This window comes from Bacillus sp. 95MFCvi2.1 (assembly GCF_000374965.1).
In the GTDB taxonomy this organism is placed as follows: Bacteria; Bacillota; Bacilli; order Bacillales; family Bacillaceae_G; genus Bacillus_A; species Bacillus_A pseudomycoides.
On the sequence record NZ_KB895716.1, the window covers coordinates 37,667 to 49,552 of the forward strand.

Consider the following 11,886-nt stretch of genomic DNA (forward strand, 5'->3'; position numbering starts at 1 on the left):
TTTTCACATTTATACTTTGATGTATGTTTCACTTACTTTGTTAATCAACATGTACTATGTGATTTCCATCAAAGAAATATAAACACTTTTCTTTCACTGGATGATGTAAACTTTTCTCTAACGCTTTCGCATATAATGAAAGCTGTACTTTATAACGTTCTTCTAAAATCGGCTTTGCTTGATCGAATCCACCTGAGAACTTTCCTTCAATTGTATCTGTTTTAAAATCGATTAATACAACTCCGTCTTCCTCTTCTATCATACAATCGATAACCCCTTGGACAAGTACAGATTCTCTGCTCTGATTTTGCCAATCTTGATACGCTTCTTCCGCTGAAAGCATCATCGTAAACGGCACTTCACGTTCTACACTTTTCGCAGCTAACACACGCTTACCAAGATCCGTATCAAAAAATGCTACAATTCGATCAATCGCAATTTCTTCTGCTTGCTCAAATGTTAGTAATTCTTTATTTACCATTTCCGCAATTTGCTCTTGAACGGTTTCAAGCGTGATCGGTTTTTGTAAATTAACATGTTGCATTACGGCGTGAACAGCTGTCCCCCGTTCAGCATAAGTTAACCCCTTTTTCTCCATAAAACGAGGACGCGTTTTTATAGGAGTACGAATTTTTTTAATAAAGGCATTATCACTTCCATCTTCCGATTGATAATTCCGCTTTATCTCAGTAACAGACTGCTTCGCCCGATGCGCTGTTGCACCTTCATACGCATATTCCCAAGTTAAACGAGCATACACCTCTTCTTTTCGTTCACTTTCTAGAGGAACAGGTTTTTTCTCACGAAGCGCTTCTAACAATTCTTGCTTTTCTTCTTGTACTGGTTCCGGTGCAAGTAAAGTGCTACCATCAACCACTTCCACTTTCCAGCTCGCATCGTATTCATAAATTTCATTTGGTATATTTCCTTGTCCAAGTTCAAGAAGCATTTCGCTATCACGATGTCTATATAGTGACGGTGCAATCCAATCTAAGTAACAAGATGCTCCTGCACGAACGTAATCCGGTAACAACCAATCTGTATGTTCACGCGAGTCAAGCCACTTTTCAATTTCTTTTTCTTTATCTTTCACCGTACCAATTAAAATTAGTTTTTCTTTTGCACGCGTTAGAGCAACATATAATACGCGCATCTCTTCCGCAATTAGTTCCATCTTCATTTTACGTTTAATGGCTAGTTGTGATATCGTTGTATATTTAATTCGTTTACGAGGATCAATAAACTGTGATCCAAAACCGAAATCTTTGTGTAATAAGAATCGTTTCATTAAATCTTGTGTATTAAAACGGCGTCCAAGCCCCGCTACAAATACAACTGGGAACTCTAACCCTTTACTTTTATGAATCGTCATAATTCGAACCACATCTTCTTGTTCGCCAAGCGCTCTCGCTGTTCCCATGTCGTCCCCGCGCTCTAAAATACGTTCAATAAAGCGAAGGAAACGGAATAACCCGCGGAAAGATGTTGCTTCGTACTGCCTTGCGCGATCATATAGTACGCGTAAGTTAGCTTGACGCTGTTTTCCCGCTGGAAGACCACCAACGAAATCGTAATAACCCGTCTCACGATATACTTTCCAAATTAAATCAGAAAGAGACTGCTGGCGCGCAAATTCACGCCACACTTGCAAGAGATTATAGAACCATTGTAATTTCCCATGTAATTCTGCCTCTTCTTCAAGTGGCGCGCCTTGTAAGAAGGAACGCATCACTTCATAAAACGAACCTTTTTTCTCATGAGCACGTAACATCGCAAGCTCTTCATCATTTAACCCAACAATCGGGGAACGAAGCACAGCAGCAAGCGGAATATCTTGCATCGGATTATCAATTACCCGAAACACATTCATCATAACGGTCACTTCTGTCGCTTCAAAATAACCTGTCGCGAGCTCAGCGTAAACAGGAATGCCTTGTAATTTTAACTCTTCCATAATTTGCGGAGCCCACGGCATCGAGCGAAGTAAAATGACAAAGTCACGGTATTTCACAGGGCGCATGCTATCTGTTTTACGATCATATACTTCATAACCTGAATCAACCATCGCTTTAATTCGCTGCGCCATTAAACGTGCTTCAAGCTGTGCTTTTTCTACTTCTACACCGTCTTCTCCCTCTACCGATTCTTCTCCCTCAGACTGATGAATACATAACAGTTCGGCTGCTACATCTTCTCCTTCTGGGTAGCTCGCACCTAACTTTAGTTCAGCATCAGCATCGTAATCGATTTCCCCGACAGTTTCGCCCATAATTTGTTTAAAAATAAAGTTCGTACCTGCTAGTACTTCATGACGACTGCGGAAGTTTTTGGCTAAATCAATCTTCATCCCGCCGTCTATTCCTTCAGGTGTAAAACGTTTATACTTTCCTAGAAATAAGCCAGGCTCTGCTAATCGGAATCGGTATATCGACTGTTTTACGTCGCCGACCATAAACAGATTACCTTCTTGTTCAAAGTCTTTCGTTACAAACTTAATAATTGACTCCTGCACAAAGTTCGTATCTTGATATTCATCGACAAGTACTTCGGCAAATTTATTCCGATATTGAAGCGCAACTAGTGATGGACGAAGCTCGCCATCGTTCGTACGTTCACTTAAAATTTGTAAGCAAAAATGCTCTAAATCTGTGAAATCAACCATTCCTTTATCACGCTTTATCGTTTGAAAACGCTCAGTAAATACTTTTACAATCTGAACAAGCTTTTCTAGTATAGGGTGCATATCCTTGAAATCACGTAAAAAGCTTTCTGGTTTCCGGCTAAACAACTCTTCTTGTAGCTTCTTCACTTCATCTTTCGCTTTATTTCTAAGTGAATCTACTTGTTTGACAATCTCTTCATTGTAATCACTCTTTTTAATACGCTTTAACGTTTGCCACGAAACATTTTGCATCGCTTCATATACACTTGTCCAAGACTGATGTGCTGCACTAGATAACGTCCCGAGTAACACAAGGTCCGCTTGTAATGTCTCAATGCGAGGCGCTGGCCCATCCGGAAGCATAGCTAACTCAATTGCTTTTCGAATATGCTTTTCAGCAGTTTCCAGCTGAAACTTCACATCTTCTAATAAATAAGTTGCATACGATAAGTCTTCAATTGATTTCCCTTCCACATCATATGCTTCGACAAGCTTATCCAGCCACTTCTCTGGATCTGGATGTGCCCTCGATTCCGTATGAAGCGCTAAAATCATACGCTGCAGGTCATCATCACTACGATCGCTTGTATATCGATCAACTAGTTCAAAGAAAATGTCATTTCCTTCGATTCCATATTCCTCTTCTAATATGTCATCTAATACTTCTTCTTTTAACAATTCATTTTCCGTCTGATTAGCAATGCGAAAACGTGGATCAACGTCGAGCATATAATAGTACGTTCGAATCACTTGTAAACAGAACGAGTGAATGGTTGAAATGGATGCTTTATTTAATAAGCTGAGCTGTTTCCGAACATGCCCTGATCCTGGCTCATCAATTAATACTTTTTCTAACGCTTCACCAATTCTGTTTTTCATCTCTTGTGCCGCTGCATTTGTAAATGTTACGACAAGCAAGCGATCCACATCTACTGGATTCTCAGCATTAATAATTTTGCGAATAATTCTTTCTACAAGTACAGCTGTCTTTCCCGATCCCGCTGCCGCCGCTACTAAAATATCACGGCCATCTCTGACGACTGCCTTCCATTGATCATCTGTCCATTGACTACCTTCAGGCTTCTGTGGCCAATTCTCTATCATTCGCCAACCTCCTCTCTCATTTTCTCCATCGCTTCACTATCTTTCATATCTTTTAACGTGCGGAACTGATTATCCTCAAGTGATTCATCAAACTGACAAACAGAACGGAAATTACAGAATGTACAAGCTGCTTTGTTCCCCATTTTATACGGTGCGATATCAATAACACCTTCTGTAATGTCTTTCCCGATGTTTTCAAATGTATGATGTACATATTGCTGTAAGGTTGTAAATTCTTGCTCACTTGCAATACTAGAACGCGCACTAAAGCTACCATCTTTTTTCAGACCTGCAGAAATAATGTCTGAACTTCCTGTTGAAAGCTTGTTATCCATCAATCGAACAACATCCGCATCTCCTAGTACGAGACCTTTCATTTTAAATTTCTTTAAAATTTCCTTTTCAATCTCTTCTTCCGAAGCGTCGCCTTTCATCTCCACAATCGGGTTATGAATATGGAAATATAAAACGCCAGCAGGTGATGCCGTTCCATCTTTTTTCATCCACGTATTCGCATTTGAAATAACAACGTCTAAATACGTTAACATTTGAAGTGCTAACCCATAATATACTTCTGTTAAATCTAAAGCTTTTGTGCTCGATTTATAATCAATAATGCGAAGGAAGGTACCATTTTCGTCTTCCGCTTTATCTACACGGTCAATCCGGCCAACAACTTCCATTTTCACACCGTTTGGCAACGAAAACTCCATCGGCGGAAGTGAGCCTGTCCCGCCCATACCAAATGGAACCTCTAAATCAACTGGCACAAATCCACTGGACTTCGCATGTTCACGAAGGATAAGTGACGTACGGAAAATGATTTGCTGTAACTTTTGTTTCAAATAATAATTCCGATTAGAACTTAATAAAATTTGTCTTTGTAATAACGGTGCGATTTCTTCAATTACTACGGCAGAAAGATGCTCACACTCTTTTATCGATAAATCAGCCCAAGTACGATTTTCCCTAAGTAACTTGTCTGCAATTTTCTTTAATGCTGCATGGAATAATTCGCCGATATCCGGTGCATCTAACTTGAAAATATCACGCTCTCTCAGCGATAATCCATGCTGCGCAAAATGAGCATATGCGCATCGATTAAATAATTCCATGCGAGAGACGCTTCCTTTAATTTTATCTCCGTATAGATCTCTACTTACAACTGAGCTAAGCTTCTGCGCACGGTTTCGATAAAATAAACTAGATAGTACACGACTACTTTTTTGCTTCCACTCGGGCGATGTAACATAGAAGTTGTAAACATCCCACCAAAAATCAAGGTTCCCTTCAAAACCATATCGTTTCCAATTTTGTAATTGCTGCGTTACATATGACAAGGTAACCTCTGGCGTTGCTACATACGAAATTTGTACCTGACGAGATAAATCATTCACATCATTCGTTACAAATACTTCTTTAACAGAAGGAAACATTCTTTTCACTTTCTTAATAAAGCTAGATGAAAGTAGCGTCTTTCCTTCTTCATCCGCAAGGGGGCAAGAAATATATAACTTCTCAGATGCACGAGTTACTGTTTGATAAATAACAAATTGCTCTTCTAATAACGTCTGCCTTGTTGTTGGTGCTAATTCTACACCAGCCGTAACGAGAAATTCCCTTTCTTCATCCGATAACATCCCTTCATCTGAAGGGGCTGCCGGAATGATTCCTTCATTCGCACCAATCACAAAAGCCGCGCGAATATCCGATAACCTTGAACGATCAATGTTCGCAATGAGCACTTGATCTAAAGAAGGCGGGATATTTGCAAATTGAAGTGCCTCAAGTCCCGTTGTCATTACATCGATAAACATTGAACGAGACATCTTTTCCTCACCAAGCATTTCTACAAATGTATCAAGAAGATTCATTACTTCTTCCCAAACTTGATCATGGTCACTTGCAAATAGAAAATTCCCTTCTGCCTCAGCACGCATACGCAAATCTTCCAGTTTTTTAGGAGCATCTAATTCTTCTAAAAACAAATAAACCGCTTCACACATTTGTACAACTGAACTTGCACGTTTTAAACGCTTCTGCAAACGAATAATTGGTGTCCTTACCACATCACGAAGGCAGTTTATTTTCTCTTCCATTTCACGTTCGCTATCTGTTTGCATTCCGTTTACTCCATCTAGCGAACGATAACGACGATACGTCCAAGGCTCATCTGCCGTCCATCTCTTTCCTTGTACGCCATATGCTAAACAGTAATTTTCAAACTCATCCATTTCTTCGCGCATTGATTCTTTTCTCACATCCAACGGATATAATAATTCCGTTTTTATACAGCGAAAAATAGCATCATAGCGCCAATTCCCACTAATCACTTCTAGTGCAGAACGAATGCATTCAATCAATGGATGATGTGACATTGGGCGCTTTTCATCGATAAAGTGCGGAATATCATAATCAGTAAACAATGTTTTCATTACATCATAATAGCTTTCTCCATTACGAAGAAGAACCGTAATATCTCTGTAGCGATACTCCTCTTCCGCAACAAGTCTGCGAATTTCCCTAGCTACACCTTCAACTTCCGCTCGCAAGTTTGCCGCTGTATATAATGTAATGTCTGGTTCACTTTGGAACTTCTTAGACGGACGAGATTCAAACTCAGCTTCTAGATGTGCCAATGCTGGCGAAAGAAAACGTGGCTGTTCGCTCATTGAAATTGTACTTTCAACTGCGATTTTCTCCTCACGTGCCAGTTGTTTTACCTTTTCATACGTAAGTACTGTTTGATAAAACAAATCTAGTTCACTTGTTGGCTGCGATAATGTTTTTTCATCTACTGTTAACGTAATTGTTATTCTTGCTCCGCAAATCATGAGCTGTCTAATAATCTCTAATTCCCCAGGTGAAAATGAATGAAATCCGTCTATATAAATTTCTGCGCCTTTTACATAATCAGAATCCGGAAGCTTTTCTACAAGCAACTGTAAATAATCTTCTGAATCTAAATATTTACCAATTAAAGCCCGTTCAAAATCATCATATAAAAGCTGAAGGTCGTACATTTTATTTGCTAATAATTTTTGTTCATCACCGCTACTGTGAGCATCTAACTGTTGCCACATCTCATATACATTCGATGGCGTTACATTATAACGTTTAAACTCGGCAATCATGCTGCCTAAATGCTCAAAAAAGCCATTTTGTTCTGCTGCTTTTTGAAACACATACAATCCTTCTTTACGCGCTTCTACAATTTTACGTAGTAACATATGCACGCCAGCCTCATCAATATGAAGGCGGCTTGCACCACCAACTTCTTGCAAGACCTTCCACGCTAACCTTGAAAAACTAAAAACTTGCGCCCTGATGGAGGCGCTAACTCCTTCATTACCTATTAAAGCTTGCTGCGTTTGGAACGTCATTTGTTCCGGTACAAGATATAAAATTGTTTCGCCTCTTGGACGCTGCCCTAATTCTTCTTGCACTTCATGTAAACAAAATGTACTTTTTCCACTTCCAGCTCGTCCAATCACAAATCGAAGCGACATGTAATCCCCACCTTTCACTTACATAACGAACGTTAGTTTGCTGTCATCATTGTATTATAGGACAGGAAAAAAGACAAACAGAGGCTGCTTGTCTTTTCCTTCCCTATAGGCTGTAAACTCTTTCATTATCCTTTTGAAAAATTCGTCTGCACTTCATTAATCGGCCAATAGCGTAAATCCACTTTCCCGACAACAGTATCTGCTTTTACAAATCCAAAATGCCTGCTATCCCAACTGCCGAGACGATTATCACCAATCACAAAAATATACCCCTTCGGAACAACCTTTTCTCTCGTTAATTCTTCTAACGTAAAATCACCTGTCAACTGCCGGCCTTCCGCTTGCCTCTTATATGTTTCCAAATAAGGCTCATCAATAAATTGACCGTTTATATACAATTTGTCATGCTTATATTCAACCCGATCGCCTGGTAAACCGATAATTCGCTTTACATAGTCTTCCTTTTTATTCGCATGAAACACGACAACATCAAATCGGTTCAACTCCCCAACTTGATAGCTAACCTTATTCACAACAAGCATATTTCCATCTTGAAGTGTCGGCATCATTGACTTTCCCTCTACAACATACGTTGAGAAGAAAAACGTTCGAAAAAAAACAGCTAATAGCACACCTATAAAGATTGTTCTCATCCACTCTAGGCCTTCTTTTTTCAAAGCTCGCTTCATCCGCCTCTCCCCTCACCCTTTTCCTATAATGAAGTTGTAATTACAGTGAAGACTAGTCTTAATGTAGTTCTAGCTTTACCTCAATCTTCTTACCGACATACCATAAAATAAAAATGACACCTATGACAATAATAGTTTTCACAGGCTTATGGATAAAAGAAGTTAAATCATGCCCAATATAACTTAAAATAAGAATCATGACTAACTTTCCAAGCGCTAACGCTAACACAAATTGTCGTCTACTAATACGTGATAAACCAGCCACAACATTAATAAGTGCAGACGGCGTAAAAGGAAAACAAAATAATATAAAAATAGGTGCGAATCCTTTCCGCTCAATCCATCCCATCGCTTTGCGCACTTTCGGATGTTTATTCACAAACGAGAAGAATCGACTTCTTCCAAAACGACGAATAACTGAAAATACAATTAATGCACCAAGAACCGATCCAAGCCATGAATACAAAAAACCAAGCCAAAACCCGAAGGCAACTGCATTTGCCATCACAAACAAAATAAGTGGCAGTGCCGGGATAAGTGCCTCTACCATCGGCAAGCTAATACCAAGGAGCGGTCCAAGTGCCCGATAACTAGCTACAAGCTGATCCATATTTTCTGCTGAAAAATACTCTTTGATTGTTTGAAAATCCATTCTACAATTTACCCCTTTGCTATATTCCTATCTCTACTTTATCATCGCTTATTGTAAAGAGGAAATGGTAGATACGACATATGGAGATGTATTTATTAAAGTTCCATAATTTTATGTAAAAATCCTTCATTATTATTGTATGATAATCTATCATTATTTGACAGGATGTTACATATTGAGAAATAAAGTACAACTTTAATCAGTGGAGTTTTCTTCATCCTCCACTGATTATTAGCCCTCACCAATCGGGTATTTACGGGCAGTTATCTCCCACCTATCTTCTTCGCTTCTCTCGGAATCTTGAGGTGGGAGTCTTAATGCTCGCAAATAGCGGGATAAATTTATATCCCCAAAAACGTCCTTTATCTTCCTTCATATTGTAAATTATCAATCCAGTTTTCAACTAAAATCAACAACCGCATTATTATAAATGGGCAAAAATACTATAACAGTGGTTCCTTTCCCTACTTGGCTTCTTATGTTTATTTTTCCACCATGACTTTCAATAATTTGATAACTAATCATAAGCCCAACACCCGTTCCCTTTTCCTTTGTACTATAGAAAGGTTCCCCTAGCCTTTTAATTCTTTCTGGTGGAATACCTACTCCTTTATCTGAAATACAAATCATAACCTCGGTACTATTATGTTTTTTCACGTTAATGGTGATTTCTTGACCATTCTGTATAGCTTCAATAGAATTTTGTAAAATATTAAAAAAAACTTGTTTTAATTGAATTTCGCAGCATTCAACCAATAAATTTTCAAAATCCATGTTTAATGTAATACGAATATTCTTCATAATTGCTTGCGTACTTATTAAAGCAACCACGTTATCTAATATAGTACAAAGATTTTTAGGTTCAAATACTACAACGTTCGGTTTTGCAATAGATAAAAATTCTTGAAGAATTGTTTCAATACCTCTGATTTCAGAAAATATTAGCCTAAAATATTCCTTGTCTTCTCCTACTTCTTGTTGTAATAATTGCATGAACCCTTTAATTACTGTTAAAGGGTTACGAACTTCATGAGCAATTCCAGCTGCCAATTGCCCTACTGCTTTAAGGGTGTCTGATTTTTTTAATAATTCCGTTGTTTTTTTACGTTCTGTAATATCACGTACAATAATCATAATTTTATCCTTAAAAAGCGGTAAAAGTCTCGCTTCAAAATAATAAATTTCATCATCTAGTTGTAGAGGATAATCTATTAAAACCGGAACAGCTGAAATTTGTATTTGATTAATGGCTTTCTCAAATTGCTTTGTTATAGAAACAGGTAATACCTCTTGAATTTTTTTCCCTATAAATTCTTCGATTTGAACATAAAATTTAGATATAGAATTAGTTTTACACTTCCTAATGGTCCCATCAAGGTCTGACAAAAAGTATAAATCAGGAATTGCTTTAAAAATTAATTCCAGTTCAGCCGATGTTTGTTTAAGATTTTCTTCCATTCTCTTACGGTTGGTTATATCAATCCCAATTGCTCCAATATTCCATCCTAAAATAGGAATACTCTGTAATATATTTGACCACATGATAGTTTTTATCTCACCATTTTTACAAGTTATGTTCACTTCCCAATCCCTAAAATCATTTCCATTTTTTAATAAATCGTTACATAACTGATCTCTATAAGCTTTATCAGGGTGTAGCAATTCTATTGCTGTAGGATTGTTAATAATTTCATCTGCACTATATCCAGTTACTAATTCACATTCCCGATTCCACATAATAATACTTCCTTTTTCATCAAGAGCATTAATCATAATTGGCATATTTTGTAATATGCTATATAAATGATTTTCATCATGTTGTGTTACGGTTTTTATTTGTGAATTTTTTTCATGAAAATTTTTTAAATATAATTGTTGAGTTGCCATCTCTTCAATGAGATTTACAATACATTTAAAAGGTGTTATCTGAGAATCTACAATAACCTCTTTATTAATACTTGTCCCAATAACAAAGGTCCCTATATGCTCCTGTTCAATAACGATGGGAATATGAGTTTCTTTGAACAATTTGCTTTTTTGATTATAAAAAAAAGGTTCGCCTTTGAAAAATATAACATTTTGATTATTATCGAGGAGACAGTATGGAACTTTAGTTAAATTATAAAATTGTTCTGTTATGTTCTTGAACTCGTTTATATTTATAAGGTCTTTAAGTGTATATCTCATTATTTAACCCATCTCCTTTTTATTTAATATATCATTATAACTCTTGGGAAAACTAATTATTCAGAAAATAACATGAGTACTTTAAACAGTTTCCTAATACAACGATAATTTTGTTCTACATTGTGATTTAGATATTTCACCTGTCTTTTCGTAATGCTTGCTGGCATCTTTTTCTCTTCCTTCGACTCTACGCCAGATACTTGTCTAGAGTGATAGCACACGGATTTGAAATATGAAAAGGCCGCAAAGCTTTCTTGAAAAAGCGCTTTGCGGCCTTATGATCTCTTGTTTTCCCTAAATAAAAATCAGTTGTATTTCCTTCTGAATCAACGGCACGCTATAAAGTGAAACTTCCACCGGTGAGGGGTCTTCATCTCCCACTGATGGAAAGCCCTCACCAATCAGGTATACGCATTAGATAATCTATGTTCTCCTATTATCTTCACTAAGTCACTTACTATTAACAAGATAATACCTTGATAGTTTCTATTTGAAATTATTTGACTTTGATATACATAATCTCCAGTCTTTCTAAGTTACTAGGATCAGCATGTCCAAGTTTGATAGATTTCTTGCACCAGAACCAGTTGTTTATTATCTCATTCGTTGACGAGCGAATAGGAATCCACCTAAAACGAACAATACCATACCTCCAATAATTGAAATCATTTCCGTTGGTGTTCCACCTGTTTTAGGAAGTAATGCTGTCGTCTTATCATTTTCTTTAGTAGGTGGAACTTTTGAATCGCTATTTATGTTTGTGTTTGTATTTGGATCTTTGTCTGGATCTTTGTTTGGATCTACACCTGTTTCGTCCTTGATTTTTGTATTCGTGATATCATAACCATTTACTTCTGTTTGATATCCATCTACCGGTTGTTCTTTCACTTCATACTTGTAGGCAACACCATTCGCATCGTATGCCGCTAAGTCTTTAAATTCGTATTTCCAACCTGTTGCTTCACTTACTTCTTTCGTATCAATCAATTTGCCATTTTGGAGTAGGTCTACTTTGATTGTTTTCGGACGTTCTTTCGCATTATCGTCTTTCCACGTTTTCTTTCCTTCTACTTTTGTTTGACC

The 11,886-nt window shown here is 37.5% G+C and carries 6 protein-coding genes and 1 pseudogene; all 7 read right to left on the reverse strand.

Annotation, left to right across the window (positions count from 1 at the left end; translation table 11 throughout):
- Window positions 1-40 precede the first annotated feature (40 nt).
- A complete protein-coding gene (addA, locus tag C568_RS0124945; protein WP_018783052.1) occupies window positions 41-3,766 on the reverse strand; it encodes a helicase-exonuclease AddAB subunit AddA in 3,726 nt (1,241 codons plus the stop codon).
- Window positions 3,763-7,275, reverse strand: coding sequence for a helicase-exonuclease AddAB subunit AddB (addB, locus tag C568_RS0124950; RefSeq protein ID WP_018783053.1), 3,513 nt, complete (start codon window positions 7,273-7,275; stop codon window positions 3,763-3,765). Before addB ends, addA begins: the two co-directional genes overlap by 4 nt.
- A 125-nt stretch (window positions 7,276-7,400) precedes the next feature.
- Window positions 7,401-7,964, reverse strand: a complete 564-nt coding sequence (lepB, locus tag C568_RS0124955; RefSeq protein WP_018783054.1) for a signal peptidase I — start codon at window positions 7,962-7,964, stop codon at window positions 7,401-7,403.
- Window positions 7,965-8,022: 58 nt separating this feature from the next.
- Complete coding sequence (locus C568_RS0124960; RefSeq protein WP_006093908.1) at window positions 8,023-8,616, reverse strand: TVP38/TMEM64 family protein; 594 nt, start codon at window positions 8,614-8,616, stop codon at window positions 8,023-8,025.
- Window positions 8,617-9,015: 399 nt separating this feature from the next.
- Window positions 9,016-10,803: a PAS domain-containing sensor histidine kinase gene (locus C568_RS0124965; protein ID WP_018783055.1), complete on the reverse strand. Its 1,788-nt coding sequence runs from the start codon at window positions 10,801-10,803 to the stop codon at window positions 9,016-9,018.
- A gap of 71 nt (window positions 10,804-10,874) precedes the next feature.
- Window positions 10,875-11,140, reverse strand: a pseudogene (locus C568_RS36570) (DDE-type integrase/transposase/recombinase); the annotation flags it as partial.
- A gap of 257 nt (window positions 11,141-11,397) precedes the next feature.
- On the reverse strand, window positions 11,398-11,886 hold a 489-nt coding region (locus C568_RS0124970; protein WP_018783056.1), incomplete at its 5' end, for a Cna B-type domain-containing protein.

Bases quoted from the DNA above. Each gene is read 5' to 3' on its own strand.
- C568_RS0124965 (WP_018783055.1), bottom strand. From the start codon at position 10,803: ATGAGATATACACTTAAAGACCTTATAAATATAAACGAGTTCAAGAAC.
- lepB (WP_018783054.1), bottom strand. From the start codon at position 7,964: ATGAAGCGAGCTTTGAAAAAAGAAGGCCTAGAGTGGATGAGAACAATC.
- addB (WP_018783053.1), bottom strand. From the start codon at position 7,275: ATGTCGCTTCGATTTGTGATTGGACGAGCTGGAAGTGGAAAAAGTACA.
- addA (WP_018783052.1), bottom strand. From the start codon at position 3,766: ATGATAGAGAATTGGCCACAGAAGCCTGAAGGTAGTCAATGGACAGAT.
- C568_RS0124960 (WP_006093908.1), bottom strand. From the start codon at position 8,616: ATGGATTTTCAAACAATCAAAGAGTATTTTTCAGCAGAAAATATGGAT.